Below are 22,064 nucleotides of genomic sequence, written 5' to 3'. Positions count from 1 at the left end.
CGCGCTTTCACGTCTCTCCGCCGCTGCCTCCAGCCTTCCTCAGCGCCCGCACCCATCCAGGCGCAGGGTCTGGCCGGGACGGATGGGGTACGGGGCGCGCAGGCCGTTGGCGCGGGCGAGGCGGTCGACGCTGCACTGGTGGCGGCGCGCGATCGCGCTGAGGTTGTCGCCCGGCCGCACGGTGTAGCTGCGCGCGCCGCCACTGCGGGCGGCCGCGGCCGGGACCGCCGGCTTGCGTGCGGCGGCCAGCTCCGAGGCCATGCGTGCGCGCTGGCCTTCCAGGCAGTGCTGGCGGTAGAGCGCGGCCACGCGCGGCGGCACGCGCAGGTGGGTGCCGGCCTCCAGCGGGGTCGTGGTCTGGTAGCGCGGGTTGAGGTTGCGCAGCACGCGGAACCAGCCGTCGCGGTTGCCGGTGTCGCCCAGGCAGATCGCCAGTTCGTTGATCGTCGTCGGCTTCTGCAGGGCGAGCACGACCGGCTCGGCCTCGGGGATGCGCGGGAACTCCAGGCCGTAGTCGCGGGCGTTGAGAAACAGCCAGGCGGCCGCCATCACGAACGGCACGTAGTCCCGGGTCTCGGCGGGCAGCTGCGCGAACACGCGCGGGTCCCAGAAGTCGCGCCCCGGGTTCTCGCGCGCGAGGCGCCCCACCCTGCCCTCGCCGCCGTTGTACGCCGCGAGGGCGAGTTCGAGGTTGTTGTTGAGCTCGGCGAAGCGCTCCTCGAGATAGGCCACGTTGGCGCGGGTGGCGAGCTGCGGGTCGAAGCGGGTGTCGAAGGCCGGGTCGGTCCCGAGGCCGAAGCGGCGGCCGGTGGCCGGCATGAACTGAAGCGGGCCCGCCGCGCCGGCGCGGCTGACTGCATGCACGCGGCCGCCCGACTCCTTCGCCAGGATGCCGAACAGCAGCGCCTCGGGCAGGCCGGCGCGCTCGTATTCCGGCCACATCAGCTGGCGCATGTACTGGTAATTGACCCAGGTGGTGATGAGCTGCGGCCGCATCCAGGTCAGCCACTCGGTCAGGGCGGCCTTCATGGGCTCGTTGAGCACGATCAGCTCGCGCAGGTCGCGGCCCTTGAGCAGCGCCACGGAACGCCCCGCGGAGGGCAGGTCGGCGACGATCGGCGACTCGCCGGCGGCCTCGGGCTCGTCGTCGACCACCACGAACTCGTCGCCGGCGGCGCCCGCGCCGGTGGCGCGCGCCAGCAGGGCGTCGTAGGTGCCGATCACCCGCCCCGCATCGCAGCCGGCGGTGGCCTGGCAGCGGGTGGCGATGTCGAGGATGCGGCGGGCCGCGGCGGAGCGCGCGTCCTCGCCGTCGCCGCCGGTTCCGGCCGCCAGGGCGGCGACGTAGGCTTCCGCCGCGGCGTCGAGTTCCGTGTAGAGGGCGTCGGCCGCCGGGCCGCCCTGCCTCTGCCCGCCCCCGCTCGCGCAGGCCGACACCAGGGCCGCCGCCGCCGAAAGCACGATCCACTTGCGCATGCCGCCCCCACGAAAAAAAGCGTCAGGCAGCCTAACCACGGGCCCCGCGGCCGGCAACCGCGGCGTCCTCCGCCTGGTGCAGAATCCGCCCGTTCCCACACGGACCGGCAGATGAACAGGATCCTCATCGGCAAGGGCGACCAGCCCGTGCATCTTCTCGGGCGCTACGGCAACCGCCACGGCCTGATCGCGGGCGCCACCGGCACCGGCAAGTCGGTGACCCTGATGCTCCTCGCCGAAGGCTTCTCGCGCATGGGCGTGCCGGTGTTCGTGGCCGACGCCAAGGGCGACATCGCCGGCCTCGCGGTCGCCGGCACCGACAGCGAGGCGCTGGCCGGGCGGCGGCGGGAGATCGGCGTGGAGGGCTGGGCGCCCGAGCCGAACCCGGTCGTGTTCTGGGACATGTACGGCGAGCAGGGTCACCCGCTGCGCGCGACCGTCAGCGAGCTGGGGCCGACCCTGCTGGCGCGCATGCTCGAACTCAACGAGACGCAGACCGGCGTCCTGGAGATCGCCTTCCGGGTGGCCGACGAACGCGGCCTGCTGCTGCTCGACCTCGACGACCTGCGCGCCCTGCTCGGCTTCGTCGCCGAGGAGCGCAAGGCGCTGTCGCAGGCCTACGGCCTGGTCGGGGCGCAGTCGGTGGCGGCCATCCAGCGTGCGCTGCTGCGGTTCGAGTCCGACGGTGGCCGCGCCCTGCTGGGCGAGCCCGCGCTGGAGCTCGCCGACCTCATGCGCACCGACCTGTCCGGGCGCGGCGTGATCAACGTGCTCGCGGCGGACCGGCTGCTGCTCAAGCCGCGGCTCTATTCCAGCCTGCTGCTCTGGCTGCTCTCCGAGCTGTTCGAGACGCTGCCGGAAGTGGGCGACCCCGAGGTGCCGCGGCTGGTGTTCTTCTTCGACGAGGCCCACCTGCTGTTCGACGGCGCGCCGCCGGCGCTGCGCCAGCGCGTGGAGCAGGTGGTGCGGCTGATCCGCTCCAAGGGCGTGGGCATCTACTTCGTCTCGCAGTTCCCGGACGACGTGCCGGGCGAGATCCTCGGCCAGCTCGGCAACCGCGTGCAGCACGCCCTGCGCGCCTTCACCCCGCGCGACCAGAAGGCGGTGCGGACCGCGGCGCAGACCTTCCCCGCCAACCCGGCGCTCGACGTGGCCGAGGCCATCACCCGGCTCGGGACCGGCGAGGCGCTGGTCTCGGTGCTGGCCGAGCGCGGCGTGCCGACCCCGATCGAACAGGCGCGCATCGCGCCGCCGCGCTGCCGCATGGGCGCGATCACGCCGGAGGAGCGTGCGGCGGTGCGTGCGCGCAGCCCGGTCGGCGCCAAGTACGACACACCGGTCAACCGCGAGTCGGCCTACGAGATCCTGCAGCGCAAGGCCGAGGCGGCGCCCGCCGAAGCCGCGGCGGCGCGTGGCGACGGCAAGGCGGCCCCGACGCCAACCGCACGCACCGACGGTTTCGGCGACCAGCTCAAGGGCTGGCTGTTCGGCACCGGCCGTCGCCAGGGCGTGGTCGAGACCATGGCGAAGCAGACCGCGCGCACCATCGGCAACCAGCTCGGCCGCCAGATCCTCCGCGGCGTCCTGGGCGGCATGCGCAGCGGCCGCTGACACCGGTCTCGAGGAGCGAGTGGAGAGGAGTGAGGAACGAGTGGGGGCCGTAACTGGAGGCGGTCTCCCGCGTCTGCGCGACCGACGCCTTCCCCCGCCTGCGAGAGGAGTGGAGCGAGAATGAGAGGCTGCACTTCCTCCCGCGCCGCACTCCTGCCCCTCTCACTCCTGCCCAAGGCGCCCCTCCCCGCCTCGTGGGGAGGGAGCCGATATCCGAGCGGCATCCGCGCAGCCTTCCACACCCGCGGCAAACCCGCGCTCTGCCCTCTGCCCTCTGCCCTCTGCCCCTGCCCTTAGCCCTTCGCCCTCCCCCCTCCGCCCGCGCCACTGGCCTGCCGCCGCCGCGCTTGCATAGACTCCGGCCACGGCGGCCGTCCGGCCGCCGCCATGCGCCGGGGAGGGCGCACCGGCAGGGACTGCCGGCAGTCGGGGAACGCCATGCACGCATCGGGGATGGGCGCGACCGCCCGCCACCAGACCATCGCGCCGTTCTGGACGCGCCTGCGCCAGATCGTCGCGTATCCGTTCCGCGGCGGCGCGCTCGCGACGCTGCTGGTGCTCACCGTGGCCCAGGTCGCCGCCTGGTTGCCGCTGATCGGCTGGCTGGTCGGCCTCCTGCTGCTCGCCGTCGCCTACAAGTACGCCTTCGAGGCGCTGCGCGTGACCGCCCACGGCCGCCTCGACCCACCCGAGACCGTGCTCGACCTCAACGACGGCGTCCTGCTGCGCTTCCTCGCCATGCAGTTGCTCTTCATCGTAGGCATCGTCGTCGCGGCGCTCCTCGGCGGCATCGCGCTCGCCCTGCTCGCGCTCGCCGTCATCGTGCTGGTGCAGCCGGGCGCGACCATGGCGCTGGCGATGGACGGCAGCCTCCGGCACGCGATCAACCCCGCGACCTGGTTCGCCCTGATCGCGCGCGTGGGCTGGCCCTATCTGGCCCTGGTCGCCCTGCTCTTCGTCTTCCAGTTGAGCGCGCTCAACGCCGCGGCCCTATTCGCGCTGGCCCTGCCCCGCCCGCTCGCGGAGCTGGTGGCCTACGCCCTGTTCCTCTGGGGCCTGTTCGCGACCTTCCACCTGATGGGCTACCTGCTCTACCAGTACCACGAGACGCTCGGCTTCGAGCCCGAAGCCGCCGGCCTGCCGGACCGCCCGCGCGACCAGGACGCCGAACTGCTGGAGCAGGCCGGGGACGCCCTGCGCGAAGGCCGCCCCGACGCGGCGCTCGCCCTGCTGCGGGATGCCGTCCGGGTGCGTGCGGTGTCCGTCGAGGCGCATGCCCTCTACCGCCGCCTGCTGCAGCAGGCCGGCGAGGCCGAGCGCGACGCCCTGCTCGCGCACGCGCGCCGGTTCATCCACCTGCTGGTGCTGGAGCGCGACGAGCGCCGCGCGCTGGGCATCGCCCGCGAGAGCCTCGACCTGGATCCGGACTTCACCCTGCTGGAAGGCAGCGAGACGGTCGACCTCGCACGCCGCGCGCTGCAACTGGGGCAGGCGGGGCTCGCCCTCGACCTGCTGCAGGCGCTGCGCCGTGCCGCCCCGAAGGACCGGGCCATTCCCGCCGCCGCCCTGCTCGAGGCCGGCCTGCTGGTCGACCGGCATGCGCGCGACCAGGAGGCGGCGGACGTGCTCGCCTACGCCCGCACCCGCACCGACGACCCCGCCGTGCTCGCCGAGCTCGACGCCGCGCTCGCGCGCCTCCCGTCGAAGAGCGGATAGGGCCGCCCGGCGCGGCGCCGGCCACCTGCCGCGGAGGTGGCGCGGCCCGCCGGGCTTACGGCGACGCGGCGGCGTCCAGCAGGAAACGCGCCTTGCCCGCCTCCGGGGTGGCCGGGAAGCGCGCCAGCAGGATCTCCAGCGTCTCTCGGTAGGCGGCGTCGCCCGCGGCCTCCCGGGCCAGCGCCAGGCGCAGCCAGAGCCGTGCCGACGCCGGATCCTCTCCCGCGGACGTACCGAGGACGCGGGCGGCGGCCGCCGGCTGCGCGGCCTCGATCAGGCGGGCCGCGAACGCGAGCAGGACCGGCGGCTCCGGCAGCAGGCCCGCACGCGCGGCATCCTCCACCACCTCCATCTGCTGGGCGCGCGCGGCGGGGTCGGGCGCAGTCAGGGCGAGGACCGCGGCGGCGCGCTCGCGGGCGCGCGCCGCCGTACCGGCATAGCGCGCGCAGCGGTACAGCGCGACCTGCACGTCGATCCGCTCCGGCCTGCGCGCGGCCAGGGGCAGCAGCAGCGCCTCGGCCTCGGTCGGCGCCATGCGTCCGAGGGCGGCCTGGGCGGCGTTCCACGCCGCCTCGTCCTCCTGCGCGCGGGCCGGCGCGTCCATGAAGCCGGTGCGGGTGCCGCCGGTGTAGCGGACGACGAGCGCCAGGGCGGCACCGGTCAACAGGCCGCCGGCGTGCGCGTCGAAGCCGACGCCCGCGTCCGGGTTGGCGAGCAGGTTGTAGACCTCCCAGGCCAGCCACACCGGGAGCAGCACGATGGCCGGCGCCCGCACGTAGTCGAACACCACGACGAACCAGTAGAAGAAGCGCACCCGCCGCAGCCCCCACAGCACGCAGTAAGCGCCCATGAAGGCCGAGACCGCACCCGAGGCGCCGAGGCCGACGCCCACCTCGCCCCAGCGCCAGGCCAGCGACGCCATGCCCGCACCGAGGGCACCGAGGACATAGAGCAGCAGGGTGCGCCAGGCGCCGACCACGCCCTCGACGAGCATCCCCACCAGGCCCAGGAACAGCATGTTGCCGAGCAGGTGCGGCAGGTCGCCGTGCAGAAAGGCCGCGGTCAGCATGCGCAGCGGCGACGGATCCGAGCTGCGCTGGGCGAAGCGCCAGGTCGTGCTGCGTCCGGCAAGCGCCTCGTACTCGGCGCGGCGGCCGGCCCACAGCGCGGTCTCGTCCGGCGCGAGCAGTTCGCCCCGTGCCAGGCGCGCCTGGAAGCGCGGGTCGATGTCGGCCAGCCTCGCCTGCAGGCGGTCGCGCAGCGGCTCGGGCAGGTCCGCTCCGCCGCGCGGGCCGCGCAGGGTGCCACCGGTCTCGTCGAGGTGGCGCCGATAGGCCTCCGTCTCCTGCGCGGCGAGGCCGGACGCGCTGCGGAAGGCCTCGGCGCGCGCCTCGGCAGGTCCGTCGCCCGCCTGCAGCACGCAGAACACCAGGACGTTGAGCAGCACCAGCAGCGCCGTCGTCCAGGGAAAGGTCTCCCGCGTCAGCGGGCGGTCCAGCGGCAGTATCAGCATCGCGCTCCCCGGCACGATCCGTGTGTGCGGCGATTGTAGGTCCGCACCCGCCGCATGCGTCGTGCCATGCCCTTCGAGATGAGATGCGTGGGGCATCGGCGATGCAGAGCCGCCCGCCGCGCCGCTTCTCGTTCATCCCGGAGGGCACGACACGCTCTATCCTCGCCGCCCCGCCCGACCGAGTCCCGCATGTCCCGCTGGCGCCCCCCCGCCCCCGGCTCGACCGCCATCATCACCCGCGACGGCTTCGAGCGTCTCCGCGCCGAGCTCGACCACCTCTGGAAGGAGAAGCGGCCCGAGGTGGTGCGTGCGCTCGCCGCCGCGGCGGCGGAGGGCGACCGCTCGGAGAACGCGGAGTACATCTACCGCAAGAAGCAGCTCGCCGAGATCGACCGGCGCGTACGCTACCTCAGCAAGCGCCTGCCCGCGCTGCGGGTCGCAGAGGACGGCCCGACCGACCGCGACGCCGTGTTCTTCGGCGCCTGGATCGAACTGGAGGACGTGGACCGCGGGGACACCGCGCGCTACCGCATCGTCGGGCCGGACGAGACCGATGCGAAGCTCGGGCTCATCAGCATCGACTCGCCGCTGGCGCGCGCGGCCCTCGGCAAGCGCGTGGACGACGAGTTCGAGGTGCAGCTCCCGGCGGGGCCGGCGCGCTATGCCGTGGTCGCGGTGCGCTACGCATGACCGGCGCCCGCAACGACGCGCTCTGCCTGCGCGAGGAGATCGACGCCGTCGTCTTCGACATGGACGGCCTGCTGATCGACAGCGAACGACCGCTGCGGGCCGCCACCCTGGCCGCCGCCGCGCGGGTCGGCCGCGAGATGGACGACGCCTTCTACGCCAGCCTGATCGGCGTCGCCACCAGCGAGACCTGGGCGCGCATCGCCGAGCATCTCGGCGGCGCCGCGGCACTCGACGAGTTCCGCGCCGCGCTGGACGCGGAGATCGCCGCGCGCCATGGCGAGGTCGCCCTGATGGCGGGCGTCGAAGCGCTGCTGGCGCACCTCGACGAGGCCGGGCTGCCGATGGCGGTCTGCACCAACAGCCGCCGCGCCAGCGCCGAGCGGCACCTGGCGGCCGCCGGCATCCGGGAGCGCTTCCGCGCCGTGGTCACACGCGACGACGTGGTCCAGGGCAAGCCGCACCCCGAACCCTACCTGCGCGCAGCCGGGGCGCTCGGCGTCGCCCCCGCGCGCTGCCTGGCGCTGGAGGACAGCCACAATGGCATCCGCGCCGCGCACGCCGCCGGCATGATCGCGGTGATGGTGCCGGACCTGCTGCCCGCGACCGACGACATCCGCGCCCTCTGCCGCCACGTCGCCGACGACCTGCATGCGGTGCGCGGGCTGCTGGCGACGAGGAGCGGGGGGCTCGAGGAGTGAGTGGAGAGGAGTGAGAAACGAGAGGACGGCGTGCTTCTCTCGTTCCTCGCTCCTCATCTCTCGCTTCTCGCCGAGAAGCGCCCCCTCCCCAACCCTCCCCCGCTGTCCGCGGGGGAGGGAGCTGGGTTTGAGCAGTGAGTGGAGAGGAGTGAGAAACGAGAAGAACGGGCGTGCTTCTCGTTCCTCCTTCCTCATCTCTCGCTTCTCGTCGAGAAGCGCCCCCTCCCCAACCCTCCCCCGCTGTCCGCGGGGGAGGGGCTGGGTTTGAGGAGTGAGTGGAGAGGAGTGAGGAACGAGAGGACGGCATGCTTCTCTCGTTCCTCACTCCTCTTCACTCGACTCCTCCTACCGCTCCTCCTGCCGCCCCAGCCACTCCATCAGGAACCACGCCGCCAGCGTCTCGCCGGGGGCCAGGCGGTGGGGTGCGAGGTTGGGGGCGTCGGGCGGACCGGTCTGGGGTTCGATGCAGGTCGCGTGCGCGCGTTCGTCGAAGACGACCCAATGCGTGCAGTCGGAGGTCAGGCGCACGCGGTGACCGGGCGCGTGGAGTTCCACCGGCCGCGTGTTGAGGAAGCAGTCGTCCCACGGGCCCGGCGTCGGCGGCACCGTGGGCAGGATGGCGATGCCCTCGGCGTCGCGCGGATACATGGCCGCGGGCGCGAACGCGAGTCGCGCGGGCTTGCGGAACCACGGATGCCAACCGACCACGGCGGGCATGGCCCGGACCCCTGCGGTCACCGACAGCGCCAGGCGCAGGCGGCCACCGGCCACCTCGATGTGCTGGCGCGCGACGCCGCCGAAGGGCCAGCGCGCATCCTCCGGCAGCGCGAGCGACAGCTCGACGTGCGCCGCGGCATGGGCCTCGACCCGCCACGGCATCGCGAAGCCGACGCCGTGGATGGCATGCCCCTCGAGGTTGGCGCGCAGCCGGTGACTGCGGCCGTCGAAATCGAAGCGTCCGTGCCGGATGCGTCCGGCCCAGGGCACCATCGGATAGCAGCCCCAGGCGATGGTCGCCGACGCCTCCTCGGGGCCCACGAGCTGCGGGGCGCCCTGGTGGTGGATCTGCGCGATGCGGCCACCCGCCTGCGGCGCGACCGTCAGCGCGAGCGGCCCGTCGCCGATGGCGAGGAGCGGACCGGGCTCCAGCGGGTCCGTCGCCTGCATGGCGCCGGCATCAGGCTCCATACGGATGGATGGTGCGGATCCGCCCCTCCTCGTCGTGGTGCAGCTCGGTCACCTTGGCGGTGCGCAGATGGGTCACGCCGCCCGACAGCACGGAGTCGTGGTAGTACAGCCACCAGCGCCCGCCGAACTCGACGATGGAGTGGTGCGTCGTCCAGCCCACCACCGGGGTCAGGATCGTGCCGCGGTGGACGAAGGGCCCGTAGGGGTTGTCGCCGGTCGCGTAGCACAGCAGGTGGGTGTCGCCGGTCGAGTACGAGAGGTAGTAGGTGCCGCGGTAGCGGTGGAGCCACGGGCCCTCGAAGTAGCGTCGCGCATGGTCGCCCGCGCGCAGCGGCCGGCCTTCCCCGTCCAGGATGAGCACCTCGCGCGGCGCCTCGGCGAAGCCGCGCATGTCCTCGCGCAGCCGCGCCACCCGCGGGCCGAGGGCCGGCGCGTCGTCCGCGGGCTCGCCGTTGCGCGCGTCGTAGACGTTGTCGCGGTACTTCTCGAGCTGCCCGCCCCAGAGCCCGCCGAAGTACATGTAGAAGGCGCCGTCGGCGTCGCCGTAGACCGCCGGGTCGATGGAGTAGCTGCCCGCGATGGGCTCTGAGTCGGGAACGAACGGCCCCTCCGGGCGCTCGCCCACCGCGACGCCGATGCGGAAGCGGCCGGCGGCGTCCTTGGCCGGGAAGTAGAGGTAGTAGCGCCCGTCGCGGCAGGCCGCGTCGGGGGCCCACATCTGCTTCGCCGCCCACGGCACGTCGCGGACGTGCAGCGCCACGCCGCAGTCGACGGCCTCGCTCTCCGGCGTGTCCATGCGCAGGACGTGGTAGTCCTCCATGCCGAAGTGATCGCCGTTGTCGTTGAACGGGATGCCGGCATCGATGTCGTGCGAGGGATAGACGTAGACCTTCCCCTCGAACACGTGGGCGGAGGGGTCGGCGGTGTAGATGTGGCTCACCAGCGGCTGCGAGATCGCGCGGGCGGCCAGCGCCTCCAGCTCGGTGACTTCCGGTGCGTCGGCCATGGACGGTTCCTGCTCCTGATTTTCGTGTGCTTCAGCGCGCGCCCGCGGTGCGGAGGCGGCGCGCATCCAGGTCCCGCTCGATGCGGGTCTCCATCGACTTGTCGATCTCGTAGAGGAACAGCAGGCCCACGCACAGCAGGAAGGGCAGCGCGCTGTACACGCTGATCGCAAGGCGGATGCCGTGCACCGCGGGCTCGGCCTGGGTCTCGGCGCCGGCCGCGTAGCCGTAGAAGGCGAGGATGCCGGCCACCAGGGCGCCGCCCACGCTGAGGCCGATCTTCAGGCCGCACAGCATCGCGGAGAAGATGATCGCCGTGGCCCGTCGGTTGTTCTTCCACTCCGAGTAGTCGGCGACGTCCGCGATCATCGCCCACAGCAGCGGGATGGTGATGCCGTAGAAGAAGCCGTGCAGGATCTGCGAGACGAACACCAGGCCGATGGCGTCCGGCGGGTAGGCGTAGAACGCCAGCAGGAACACCGTCGCCAGGAACAGCGCCCCGCCGAACACGTCGCGCTTGCCGAAGCGCTCGGCGAGCCGGCGCGAGAAACCGATGCCGACGATCATGAAGACGATGCCGCCGGCGTTGAACAGGCTGAAGGCCGAGGTCGGCGCGTCCTCCGGCCACTGGAAGCCGGCCAGGCCCATGCCCGAGAGCGTGGCGTTGAGGCCGGCGACGAGGGCGTTGAAGCCGATGCCGTCGAGGAAACCGGCGAGGTGCGCCTCGCTCAGGTAGTACTGGAAGTAGTAGATGTACATGCCGCCCTTCAGCGCCAGGGCGACGAAGACCAGGATGGTCAGCGCCAGCATCACCAGCCAGGGCCGGTTGCGCACGAGGTCGCCGACGTCCTCGCGGATGCTGGAGCGCTGCTCGGGGGCCGGGACGATGCGCTCCTTCGTGGTGAAGAAGGTGATCAGGAAGAACGCCGTGCCGACGATGGCGAACAGCGCCATGGTGTTCTGGAAGCCCTGCACCCGGTCCCCGTCGCCCAGGATCAGCACCAGCGGCAGCAGCAGCACCTGGATGATGAACTGCGCGACCATCACCGCCACGAAGCGGTAGGCCGAAAGGCTGTTGCGCTGGTCCATGTTGCCGGTCAGCACGCCGCTCAGCGCCGCGTACGGCAGGTTGTTCGCCGCGTACACCAGGACCAGCAGCGTGTAGGTGACCAGGGCGTAGATCACCTTGCCCTGCGGCCCGAGGTCGGGCGTGCTGAAGGCGAGCAGCGAGAGCACGCCGAACGGCACCGCGGTCCACAGGATCCACGGCCGGAACTTGCCCCAGCGGGTGTGCGTGCGGTCGGCGACCAGGCCCACCAGCGGCGTGAACACGAAGGCGCCGAGCAGGCCGACCACGAAGATGATGGTCGCCGCGGTGCCCGCGGGGATCCGGTAGACGTCGGTGTAGAAGAACGCCAGAAAGGTGATCAGCGTCTGGAAGATCAGGTTGGCCGCCAGGTCGCCCAGGCTGTAGCCGACCTTCTCCGTGACCGAGAGCGTTTGCGGTGCGCTATGCATGGGGACGGCGGGTCTCTCGTTGCGGGAAGGCGGGAAGGATGCATGCCGGCCGCGCGGCGCGCGCGGGCCGCACGCCGCACCGGCCCGGGCGCATCGCGCCCGGGGAATGGGCCCGGCCCGCCCTCACCCTCGGCAAAAAACGGCCCACCCGGCGCCGGAGCGCCGGGACGGGCCGGGAGGGAAGCGGACCGGCGCGGGGGTCAGAACGAGCCCCGCACGCCGAGCAGCACGGTGCGACCCGGGTCGTACAGGTCGTTCACCGCGTTGGGCCAGTGGAAGTTGGAGCGGCGCTCCTCGCCGGTGAGATTGATCACGTTGAGCGTGATCTGCGGCGACGACCACAGGTCCGGGAAGGTGTAGCTGGCCGACAGATCGAGCTGGCCGCGCTCCTCGCCGAAGAGCTGGGCGTACGGGATGCCCTGCTGGTTCGGCCCGGTGGCCACCAGTTCGTCGGTCCAGGTGTAGGACAGGCGGATGGAGGCGCGGTCGTTCTCCCAGTAGGCGGTGGCGTTCCACAGCTTCGGCGCGATGCCGAACACGTTGCCCGCCAGGCGGTCGGCGTCCTGGCCCTTCGGGTCGAGCTTGATGTCCGTGTAGTTGGCCATGAAGCCCAGGCCGTCGAGCACGAAGGTCAGCGGCTGCACCCAGATCAGCTCGTAGCCGCGGATGTCGAGCGAGCCGTCGGCGTTGACCTGCTGCTGCACGTTGACGGTCGCCACGTTCGGGCCGCCGCGGGACATGATCGCGCCCTGCTGGCCCTCGGTGAGGTCCTCGAACGGGATGCCGAGCTGCGAGAACGGGATCGTGTTGATGCCCTGGTAGGTGTAGCCGGTGACCCGCTTGTTGAACAGGGTCACGCCGACGAAGCCCTCCTCGCCCGTGTACCACTCGCCGCCGATGTCGAAGTTGGTCGACAGGTAGGGCGTGAGGTTCGGGTTGCCCTGGTTGGCGTTCAGGCCCGACTGGTCGGTGAACGTGGTGTTGGGCAGCATCGAGCTGGGGTTCGGGCGCGTCATGGTGCGCGAGCCCGACATGCGCAGGACCACGCTGTCGGCGACGTCCCAGGCCGCGCTGAAGGACGGCAGCCACTCGTCGTAGTCGCCGGTGAGGTTCTGCCACTGGCGCACGCCGCCGATGGTCACCGGGCCGCTCAGCTCCTGGTCGGTGGTCACGTAGCGCATGCCGGCGTTGAAGCGCAGCTGGCGGTCGAGGATGTCGGTGGTGCCGTTGAGCTCGATGTAGGCGCCGAGGGTCTTCTCGCTGATGCCGCCGGTGGAGCCGCCGGTGTTCGGGCCGGCCGACTCGGGCGCCTCGTCGCGGTAGCGGGCGTAGTCGGTGTCGCGCATGAAGCGGTCGAAGTCGACCGTGATGAAGCCGTGCGGGCCCGGCCGCAGGTAGGAGGCCAGCGCATCGTCGGGGATGGTCGCCAGTACGTGCTCCTGCCACGCAGGGCTGTTGTCGAAGCCCTGGATGCGGCGGGTGAACCTGTCGTAGGCCACGCCGAAGCGCACGTTGTTCACCTCGTCCCCGAACTGCAGGTCGGCGCGCGCGCCCGAGGTCTCGACCACGCGCTTCTCGTTCTGCACGTTGACGCGGCCGCCGGCCCAGGTCCAGCCCAGGGCGGGGTCGTTGAGGTCGAGGTCGGTGTCCCAGGTGGGCAGGCCGCCGTCGTTGACGTAGTCGATGGTGGTGAACGGCGTGTTGACCAGGATGGTGGGCGACTCGCGGAACATCCAGCTGCGGCTGGCGTTGGCCTGCACGTCGAGCTTGACCTGGTCGTCGCCGCCGAACCAGAACGTACCGCCCGGGTTGATGCTCCAGTACTTCACGTCCTCGATGTAGGGCCGCGCCTCCAGGAAGAACTGCGCGTTGGTGAAGGTCGCATCGGTGACCACGCCGTTGGCGTCGACCTGCATGTCCATCGGCAGCAGGCCTGTGGGCCCGAACACGCGACCGACGAGGTTGACGTCCAGGCGTTCGTTGGTGCGGTGCGCCTCGGAGTACAGCAGGTCGACGTAGAAGCGCATGTCCTCGCTCGGCAGCCACTCGAACGAGGCCAGGAAGGCGTCGCGGTCGCGGTCGCCCGACATGTGCACGGGACGGCCCAGGCGCGGCATCAGCGCCTCGCTGATCTGGTCGATGGTGAGGCCGGGGTTGAGCGACAGCAGCAGGTCGCGGTCGATCACCTGCCCGGGCGTCAGGCCCGCCGCGATGGTCGCCGGGTTGTTCGGCACGCGGTCGGGGATCAGCCAGCCGCCGCCACCGCCGCGGTTGCACTCCGCCGGGCGGTTGGTGAACGGGTCCACGCCCTCCGGCGCGGCCAGGCCGCACTGCACGTAGTTCAGGCCGGGATTGGTCCAGCCGATGGTCTCGAAGCCCTCGACGCCGAGCTTGCCGCGTACCGAGGACACGCCGACCAGGGCACCAAAGGTGCCCTCCTCGTTGGTCCAGCTTCCGGTGACGGTGCCGCGCGGGCTGATCTTCTCGCTGTTGTCGTTGTAGTCGGCCTGCAGCTGGTAGGTGACGTGGCTGCCGGGGTTGTCGAACGGACGCGCGCTGCGCATGTCCACGACGCCCGCGGCGCCGCCTTCCGGCAGGCGCGCCAGCGGCGTCTTGTGCACCGTCAGCTGGGTGAAGAACTCGGTCGGGAACAGATTGAGGTCGACCTCGCGGTTCTGGTTGGTCGCGTCCAGGCCGATCGAGGCGGTGGCGACCTGCGCGCCGTTGATCACCGTCTTGGTGAAGCTGTTCGGCAGGCCGCGGATGCCGACGTTGAGGCCCTCGCCGTTGACGTCGCGCGAGAGCTGGATGCCCGGGATGCGGGTCAGCGACTCGGCGATGTTGAGGTCCGGGAACTTGCCCAGATCCTCGGCGAAGATCGAGTCGGTGAAGCCGGTCGACTCGCGCTTGGTCTCGGTCGAGAACTGCAGGCTGCGGCGGTAGCCCACCACGTTGATGCGGTCGAGCTCGGTCGCCGTGGCGACGGGCTGCTGTTCCTGGGCGGCCGGCGCGGGCGCCGGAACCTGGGTCTGCGCCTGGGCTTCCGCCGCGGCCTGCGCCTGCACGAAGGCAGGCACGCCGGCCATGCCCAGCAGCGCCAGCTTGAGGCCGCGCGCCAGGGCCGTTCTTGCGATCTTGATCTGCACCGTACTCCCCTCCCGTTTCTGGTACTCGTTTTTTTCGACCCGTCGTAGCGCGGGCCGTGCGTTTGGTCGCGGTCCGCAGCGGTCGCGGCGGCCCCGCCTCCCCGGCGCGATCGGCCGCAACGCCGGACGTTTCGATGGTAGCGCTATCATTTCCGGCGCTGCACGCTGCTTCGCAACATGCCTCCGAAGGCGCGACGTATCGCGCAATGCCGCACCGCACAAGGCTTTGCGGCGAACACCGAGGTAGCCTCCCACCCCATCGGCCATGCCACCCCGCGGGCGCACCGCGTCGCGATGGTGGTAGCGCTATCACATGCCGCATCGCCGGCATGCACCCAGGGAGAGCGATCGATGCGTGCGACACGAACGAGGCGGCAGCCGCCGCGCGGCCAGGCCACCCTGCCCTCCGGCGCCCGTGCGGCGCGCATCCTCCGGACGACGCGGCGATGAGCGCGGTCCCCGTGGCGGGCGCGGCGCCGGAGCGCGTCGGCATGTACCGCTGGCGCATCTGCGCGATGCTGCTGGCGGCCACCACCATCAACTACATCGACCGCCAGGTGCTGGGCGTGCTCGCGCCCTTCCTGCAGGACGAGATCGGCTGGAGCGAGATCGAGTACGGCTACATCGTCACCGCCTTCCAGGCGGCCTACGCGATCGGCCTGCTGTGCACCGGCGCCATCATCGACCGCTTCGGCACGCGCGTCGGCTACGCGCTGGCGATCAGCGTGTGGAGCCTCGCGGCGATGAGCCATTCGCTCGCGGCCACCGTGGTCGGCTTCATGCTCGCGCGCTTCGTGCTGGGCCTGGGCGAGGCCGGCAACTTCCCGGCCGCGATCAAGACCGTCGCCGAGTGGTTCCCGCGACGCGAGCGCGCGCTCGCCACCGGCATCTTCAATTCCGGCTCCAACATCGGCGCCATCGTCGCGCCGCTGCTGGTCCCGCTGATCGCGGTGAGCCTGGGCTGGCAGGCCGCGTTCCTGTTCACCGGCGCGCTGAGCGCGGCGTGGCTGGTCACCTGGCTGCTCATGTACCGCGCGCCCGAGCAGCACCCGCGGCTGTCGCAGGCCGAGCTCGCGCACATCCGCAGCGATCCGCCCGAGCCCACCGTGCGGGTGCCGTGGGCGCACATCCTGCGCCACCGCCAGGCGTGGACCTTCATCGCGGCGAAGTTCATCACCGACCCGATCTGGTGGTTCTTCCTGTTCTGGCTGCCGAAGTTCCTGCATTCGGAGCACGGCCTCAGCCTGCTCGGCCTCGGCCTGCCGCTGGTCGCCATCTTCGTGCTCGCGGACGTGGGCAGCATCATGGGCGGCTGGCTGGCCGGACGCTTCATCCGCATGGGCTGGAGCGTCAACCGCGCGCGCAAGAGCGCGATGCTGGTGTGCGCGCTGTGCGTGGTGCCCATCGTGTTCGCGGCGCAGGCCGACAACCTGTGGGTCGCGGTCGCGCTGATCGGCCTGGCCACCGCCGGCCACCAGGGCTGGGCGGCGAACGTGTTCACGCTGACCTCCGACATGTTCCCGCGCCACGCGGTGGCGTCGGTGGTCGGCATCGGCGGCTTCGCCGGGGCGATCGGCGGCATGATGATCGCCACCTTCACCGGCTTCCTGCTGCATACGACCGGCAGCTACCTGCCGGTGTTCCTGATGGCGGGCTCCGCCTACCTGATCGCCCTGCTCGTGGTGCACCTGCTCGCACCACGGCTGGAGCCCGCGCGCCTGGAGGACAAGGCCGCGACATGACGAGACACATCCTAGGGAGGGAAACGATGAAGAACCTTGCACCGAAGACGCTCCTCGCCGCGCTCGCGGCCCTGCCGCTGGCCCTCGCCGCCTGCGGCGGGCAGCCCGGAACCGAGGCGCAGGCCCCCACGCAGGACGCCAGGCCCGCCGCGGACGCGCCCGCGGCCGCCGACAGGCCGCTGGCCGACGGCCTCGACAAGTTCCTCGGCAGCGCGCACAGCCCGTCGCAGGCGGAGGACTTCGCCCGCTACTGGAACAAGGTGACGCCGGAGAACGGCGGCAAGTGGGGCGAGGTCGAGGCCGAGCGCGACGTCATGGACTGGGAGGAACTCGACGCCGCCTACCGGATGGCCAAGGACAACGGCTTCCCCTTCCAGATGCACGTCATGGTGTGGGGCAACCAGCAGCCGGAGTGGATCAAGACCCTGCCGCCCGAGGAGCAGCGCGCCGAGATCGAGGAGTGGTTCGCGGCCGTCGCCGAGCGCTACCCCGACCTCGATTTCGTGGAGGTGGTCAACGAACCGCTGAACGACCCGCCGAGCCAGGACGACGAGGGCGGCGGCAACTACATCGAGGCGCTGGGCGGCGACGGCGAGAGCGGCTGGGACTGGATCCTCGAGTCCTTCCGGCTAGCGCGCCAGCACTTCCCCGACTCGACGCTGATGATCAACGAGTACAGCGTCACCAACGACGCGGAGGCCACGACGAAGTACCTCGGCATCATCGAACTGCTGCAGCGCGAGGGCCTCATCGACGCGATCGGCGTGCAGGGGCATTCCTTCTCCACCACGGAGGAGACACCGATGTCCCTGCACCGCGAGAACCTCGACCGCCTCGCGACCACCGGCCTGCCCATCTACGTGACCGAGCTGGACGTGGACGGCGTGGAGGACGAGGAACAGCTCCGCAACTACCAGCGCGTGTTCCCGGTGTTCTGGGAACACCCCGGCGTCAAGGGCATCACGATGTGGGGGTTCCGGCCGGGGCTGTGGCGCGAGGAACAGGGCGCCAACCTCGTGCGCGCCGACGGCAGCGAGCGGCCGGCGCTCGAATGGCTGCGCGCCTACGTGCGCGGCGAGGCCGACTGACCCGCCCCGTGCAGGAGCGGCTTCAGCCGCGACCGGCTGGCGGGCCCAGCCCGGGCAGTCGCGACTGACGTCGCTCCTGCATGGCTCGATCCCCGGACATCCGGAGCACCGACCGCATGCGTATCGCCACTCTTCTCGCAACCCTTTTCCTCGCCGCCGCGCCCGTCCACGCCAACGACTGCGCCGCACCGGCCGCGGTCTGCGAGCGCCCTGTTCCCGGCGCGCTGCCGCTCATCGAGGACGGCCGCCCGCTGGCCGTCCTCGTCGACGACGACGACCTTCCCGGCGTGGCGCGCGCCGCGGGCGACCTGCGCGCGGACCTCGCCGCCGTCGCCGGCGCGGCGTCCGACGCGACCGGCGGCTTCCTGCCGCGCACGGCCATCATCGCCGGCACCCTCGGCCACAGCCCGCGCATCGACCGCATCGTGCGCGAGCAGGGCATCGACACCGGCGACGTCGCGGGACGCTGGGAGGCCTACCTGCTCCAGGTGGTCGAGGCGCCCGAGCCGGGCATCGAACGCGCCCTGCTGGTCGTCGGCAGCGACAGGCGCGGCACCGTCTTCGGCCTCTACGAACTCTCGCGCCGCATCGGCGTGTCGCCGTGGACCTGGTGGGCCGACGTGCCGCCCCCGCGCCGCGGGACGCTGCACGCCGCACCCGGGCGCTTCGTCGATGCGCCGGCGGTGCGCTACCGCGGCATCTTCATCAACGACGAGGATCCCGCCCTCGGCGGCTGGATGAACGCCACCTACGGCGGCCCCAACCACCGCTTCTACGAACGCGTGTTCGAGCTGATCCTGCGCCACAAGGCCAACTACCTGTGGCCGGCGATGTGGGGCCGCGCCTTCCACGACGACGACCCGCGCAACGCCGAGCTGGCCGACGAGATGGGCGTGGTCATCGGCACCACCCACCATGAGCCGATGATGCGCGCGCACGTCGAATGGTCGCGCCACGGCGAAGGCCCGTGGGACTACACCCGCAACCGCGAGCGGCTGCAGGCCTTCTGGCGCGAGGGCGTGGAGCGCATGGGCGCGCACGAGAGCGTGGTGACCCTGGGCATGCGCGGCGACGGCGACGAGCCGATGAGCGAGGACACCGCCATCGACCTGCTCCAGGGCATCGTCGCCGACCAGCGGCGGATCATCGCCGAGGTCACCGGCCGCCCCGCCGAGGAGACCCCGCAGGTGTGGGCGCTCTACAAGGAGGTGCAGGACTACTTCGACGCCGGCATGGACGTGCCCGACGACGTCACCCTGCTCTTCGCCGACGACAACTGGGGCAACGTGCGGCGGCTGCCGAAGCCCGGGGAGACGCGGCGCGGCGGCTACGGCATGTACTACCACTTCGACTACGTCGGCGGCCCGCGCAACTACAAGTGGATCAACACCACCCAGATCGAGCGCGCCTGGGAGCAGATGCGCCTGACCTGGGCGCACGGCGTGGACCGGCTGTGGATCGTCAACGTCGGCGACATCAAGCCGATGGAGCTGCCGATCAGCTTCTTCCTCGACCAGGCGTGGGACCCGGACGGCATGACCCTGGAGCGCATGGCCGCCTATCCGGCGGCCTGGGCGGCGGAGCAGTTCGGGCCGGAGCATGCCGGGGACATCGGCGACATCCTCACCCGCTACACGCAGTACAACGCGCGCCGCAAGCCTGAGCTGCTGACCGCGGAGACCTGGAGCCTGCTGAATTTCGGCGAGGCCGAGCGCATGCTCGCCGACTGGGATGCGCTGGTCGAGCGCACGCTCCGCATCGGCGCCGCGCTGCCCGCGACGCTGCGCGACGCCTGGTACCAGCTCGTCGAGTACCCGGTGCTGGCCAGCGCCAACATCAACCGCCTCTACGTCGCGGTCGCCCGCAACCGGCTGTACACCGAGCAGGGCCGCGCCAGCGCCAACGCCTGGGCCGAGGAGGCCGAGCGCCTGTTCGCGCGCGACGCCGAGCTGGCCCGGGTGTACGAGCAGGACATCGCCGGCGGCAAGTGGATCCACATGATGTCGCAGCCGCGGATCGGCTACACCCACTGGCAGCAGCCCGACCGCAACGTGATGCCCGCCCTCGCCCGGGTGGACGTCCGCGAGCGCGGCACCATGGGCGTCGCCGTCGAGGGCGACGCCCGCGGCTGGCCGGTGCCGACGCTGAGCGCCAGCCTGCCGGCGATGGACCCGATCGGCGCCACCACGCGCGGGCTGGTCGTGTTCAACCGCGGCACCGCCCCCTTCCGCTACACCGCACGCAGCGACACGCCGTGGCTGCGCGTGCTGCCCGACGCGGCCGAGGTCGCCGACGAACAGGCGGTGCGCGTCGAGGTGGACTGGGACGCGGTGCCCGAAGGCGAGCACGTCGCGCGGATCGACCTGCTCGGCAGCGACCGCACCGAGGTGCGCGTGAGCGTGCCGGTGCGCGTGCCGCCGCGCGGCGCGCGCATCGCCGGCTTCGTCGAGAGCGAGGGCCACGTCGCCATCGAGGCCGCGCATCACGCCCGCGCCGTCGCCGGCGGGGGCGTCGAATGGCAGACGATCCCGAACCTCGGCCGCACCCTGTCGGGCGTCACCGCCTGGCCCGCGACCCTGCCGCCGCACGCGCCGGGCGAGCACGGCACCCGGCTGGAGTATCCCGTCCACCTGCACGAGGCCGGGGAGGTCGAGGTGCGCGTGGTGCTCTCGCCGACGCTGGACTACCAGGCCCGCGGCGGGCTGCGCTTCGGCGTCTCGATCGGCGACGCACCGCCGCAGGTCGTGACCATGTCGCTCGACCCGACGCCCGGCCACCGCGACTTCCGTGCGTGGGAGCGCGCCGTCAGCGACAGCGTGCACGTCGCCACCTCCCGCCACCGCGTGGAGGCCGGCCCGCAGACGCTGACGCTGTGGCACATGGATCCGGGCGTGGTGTTCCAGCGCATCGAGATCGTCCGCGACGGCCTCCGCCCCACCTACCTCGGCCCGCCGGAGAGCGTGCGTCGCTAAGCCCCACCCATCGACGAAGCCCCCTGTAGGAGCGACTTCAGTCGCGACCCGTCCGCCACACCCGTCGCGGCTGAAGCCGCCCGCACAGGCACAGCCCGCCCCACCGGAATCCGACCGATGACACGATCCGCCCGCTGGCCCGCCCTGCTCGCCTTCCTCGCCGCCGTCGCCGCGCCGCTGCACGCGGCCGGCGCGCCGGCCACGCTCAAGGACGCCTACGCCGACGCCTTCCTGTTCGGCACCGCGGTCAACGCGGAGATCGTCTCGGGCGAGGACGCGGCCTCGCAGGCACTGGTGACCCGGCACTTCAACGCCATCACCGCCGAGAACGTCATGAAGGCGGAAGTCCTGCACCCGGAGCCGGGCGTGTGGGACTTCGCCGACGCCGACGCCTTCGTCGACTTCGGCGAACGCCACGGCCTGTTCCTGGTCGGCCACACCCTGGTCTGGCACAACCAGACGCCGGCGTGGTTCTTCGAGGACGCGCAGGGCCACCCCAACACGCCGGAGGCGCAGATCGAGCGCATGCGCCAGTACATCGAGACCGTCGCCGGGCGCTACGCCGGCCGCGTACAGGCCTGGGACGTGGTCAACGAGATCGTCGGCGAGGACGGCGCCTACCGCGACACCGTCTGGACCCGCAGCGTCGGCGACGGCGACGAGGTGGTACGCCGCGCCTTCGAATTCGCCAGCCGCTACGCGCCCGACGCCGAGCTCTACTACAACGACTTCAACGCATGGCGGCCGGAGAAGCGCGACGGCATCGTGCGCATGGCGCGCATGCTGCAGGCGCACGGCATCCGCATCGACGGCATCGGCATCCAGGGGCACTGGGGCCTCAACTACCCCTCGCTGGAGGACATCGAGGCCGCCATCGACGCCTACGCCGCGCTCGGCCTGAAGGTGATGATCACCGAGCTCGACATCGACGTGCTGCCGCTCACCCGCGAGGGGCAGATCATCGGCACCGGCATGGCCCACCCGCAGTTCCAGCTGCCCGAGTTCGAGCGCTACCTCGACCCCTACAAGAACGGCCTGCCCGCCGGCGTCCAGCGCCAGCTCGCCGAACGCTACGCCGAGCTGTTCCGCCTCTTCCACCGCAAGCGCGACGTCATCCACCGCGTCGCGGTGTGGGGCGTGCACGACGGCATGAGCTGGAAGAACGACTATCCCGTCCCCAACCGCACCAACCACCCCCTTCTGTTCGACCGCGACCGCCAGCCCAAGCCGGCGCTGGATGCGGTGCTGGCGGTGCCGGGGAGCGAGAAGTGAGGCATGAGAAGTGAGGAGCGAGAAGGAAGCGCAACCACTCCTCCTCTCCAACCGCTCCTAGAGCAGCGCGCTGCGCGCGCTCACCCCCATCCCCGCCTTCCCCCGCAAGCGGGGGAAGGGGCTGACGTCCCCCGCCCTTGAAGCGCACGCCTCCTGCGCAGCGCCACCAGCTCCCTCCCCTGCGCAGCGGGGGAGGGTTGGGGAGGGGGCGCTTTTCGAGCCAGCAGCGTGACGCGCGCGAAGTGCACCGCTCCCTCGCTCCTCGTTCCTCTCCACCCACTCCTCCAGCCACTCCCCCCCGCTCCTCCGGCGCTCCTCGAACAGCGCGCTACGCGCGCTCACCCCCATCCCCGCCTTCCCCCGCAAGCGGGGGAAGGGGTTTACAGCGAGAAGTGGGGGATGAGGAATGAGGAACGAGAGAAAGCACGGC

At 71.9% G+C, this 22,064-nt stretch carries 14 protein-coding genes; 8 read left to right on the top strand and 6 right to left on the bottom strand.

All coding sequences use genetic code 11. The annotated features are described in order from the left end of the window. Window positions 1-39: 39 nt before the first annotated feature. Complete coding sequence (locus tag ACFO3Q_RS09810) at window positions 40-1,476, bottom strand: lytic transglycosylase domain-containing protein (protein WP_377004493.1); 1,437 nt, start codon at window positions 1,474-1,476, stop codon at window positions 40-42. Window positions 1,477-1,587: 111 nt separating this feature from the next. Between ACFO3Q_RS09810 and ACFO3Q_RS09805 the strand changes: the two genes are divergently transcribed. Both ACFO3Q_RS09805 and ACFO3Q_RS09800 read left to right on the top strand, forming a co-directional pair. Next, the gene (locus ACFO3Q_RS09805) at window positions 1,588-3,087 is read left to right on the top strand and encodes a helicase HerA-like domain-containing protein (RefSeq protein ID WP_377004492.1); all 1,500 of its coding nucleotides are present in this window, start codon (window positions 1,588-1,590) and stop codon (window positions 3,085-3,087) included. Between the two features lie 453 nt (window positions 3,088-3,540). Further along, window positions 3,541-4,803, top strand: coding sequence for a tetratricopeptide repeat protein (locus ACFO3Q_RS09800; protein ID WP_377004491.1), 1,263 nt, complete (start codon window positions 3,541-3,543; stop codon window positions 4,801-4,803). A gap of 55 nt (window positions 4,804-4,858) precedes the next feature. Here the strand turns inward: ACFO3Q_RS09800 and ACFO3Q_RS09795 are convergent, their stop codons facing one another. Continuing rightward, window positions 4,859-6,316, bottom strand: a complete 1,458-nt coding sequence (locus ACFO3Q_RS09795; protein ID WP_377004490.1) for a rhomboid family intramembrane serine protease — start codon at window positions 6,314-6,316, stop codon at window positions 4,859-4,861. A 189-nt stretch (window positions 6,317-6,505) separates the two neighbouring features. On the opposite strand from ACFO3Q_RS09795, the gene greB reads away from it, so the two are divergent. Continuing rightward, the gene (greB, locus tag ACFO3Q_RS09790; protein ID WP_377004489.1) at window positions 6,506-7,006 is read left to right on the top strand and encodes a transcription elongation factor GreB; all 501 of its coding nucleotides are present in this window, start codon (window positions 6,506-6,508) and stop codon (window positions 7,004-7,006) included. Then, complete coding sequence (locus tag ACFO3Q_RS09785) at window positions 7,003-7,704, top strand: HAD family hydrolase (RefSeq protein ID WP_377004488.1); 702 nt, start codon at window positions 7,003-7,005, stop codon at window positions 7,702-7,704. The genes greB and ACFO3Q_RS09785 overlap by 4 nt, the downstream gene beginning before the upstream one ends. A 345-nt stretch (window positions 7,705-8,049) precedes the next feature. On the opposite strand, the gene ACFO3Q_RS09780 is transcribed toward ACFO3Q_RS09785, so the two are convergent. The 4 genes from ACFO3Q_RS09780 to ACFO3Q_RS09765 all read right to left on the bottom strand — a co-directional run bounded on the left by ACFO3Q_RS09780 (window position 8,050) and on the right by ACFO3Q_RS09765 (window position 14,560). Then, on the bottom strand, window positions 8,050-8,871 hold the full coding sequence (locus ACFO3Q_RS09780; RefSeq protein WP_377004487.1) for an aldose epimerase family protein: 822 nt from the start codon (window positions 8,869-8,871) through the stop codon (window positions 8,050-8,052). A 10-nt stretch (window positions 8,872-8,881) separates the two neighbouring features. Continuing rightward, a complete protein-coding gene (locus tag ACFO3Q_RS09775; RefSeq protein WP_377004486.1) occupies window positions 8,882-9,898 on the bottom strand; it encodes a glycoside hydrolase family 43 protein in 1,017 nt (338 codons plus the stop codon). Window positions 9,899-9,929: 31 nt separating this feature from the next. Further along, the gene (locus tag ACFO3Q_RS09770; protein ID WP_377004485.1) at window positions 9,930-11,414 is read right to left on the bottom strand and encodes an MFS transporter; all 1,485 of its coding nucleotides are present in this window, start codon (window positions 11,412-11,414) and stop codon (window positions 9,930-9,932) included. A gap of 200 nt (window positions 11,415-11,614) precedes the next feature. Further along, entirely contained in the window at window positions 11,615-14,560 is a 2,946-nt protein-coding gene (locus tag ACFO3Q_RS09765) for a TonB-dependent receptor (protein ID WP_377004484.1), read from the bottom strand. A gap of 446 nt (window positions 14,561-15,006) precedes the next feature. On the opposite strand from ACFO3Q_RS09765, the gene ACFO3Q_RS09760 reads away from it, so the two are divergent. From ACFO3Q_RS09760 to ACFO3Q_RS09745, 4 genes are all read left to right on the top strand, one after another. After that, a complete protein-coding gene (locus ACFO3Q_RS09760) occupies window positions 15,007-16,302 on the top strand; it encodes an MFS transporter (RefSeq protein WP_377004483.1) in 1,296 nt (431 codons plus the stop codon). A gap of 26 nt (window positions 16,303-16,328) precedes the next feature. Beyond that, a complete protein-coding gene (locus ACFO3Q_RS09755) occupies window positions 16,329-17,390 on the top strand; it encodes an endo-1,4-beta-xylanase (protein WP_377004482.1) in 1,062 nt (353 codons plus the stop codon). A gap of 116 nt (window positions 17,391-17,506) precedes the next feature. Further along, window positions 17,507-20,362 carry a glycosyl hydrolase 115 family protein gene (locus tag ACFO3Q_RS09750; protein ID WP_377004481.1) on the top strand — a complete coding sequence of 952 codons (2,856 nt, stop codon included), beginning with the start codon at window positions 17,507-17,509 and terminating at the stop codon, window positions 20,360-20,362. Window positions 20,363-20,479: 117 nt separating this feature from the next. Then, window positions 20,480-21,634 (top strand): endo-1,4-beta-xylanase, encoded by a 1,155-nt coding sequence (locus ACFO3Q_RS09745; RefSeq protein ID WP_377004480.1) that lies wholly within the window; start codon window positions 20,480-20,482, stop codon window positions 21,632-21,634. Window positions 21,635-22,064: the final 430 nt, after the last annotated feature.

It is taken from the genome of Coralloluteibacterium thermophilum (assembly GCF_042654365.1).
GTDB classification, from domain to species: Bacteria; Pseudomonadota; Gammaproteobacteria; order Xanthomonadales; family Xanthomonadaceae; genus Coralloluteibacterium; species Coralloluteibacterium thermophilum.
This window is presented reverse-complemented; position numbering and strand designations above follow the sequence as displayed.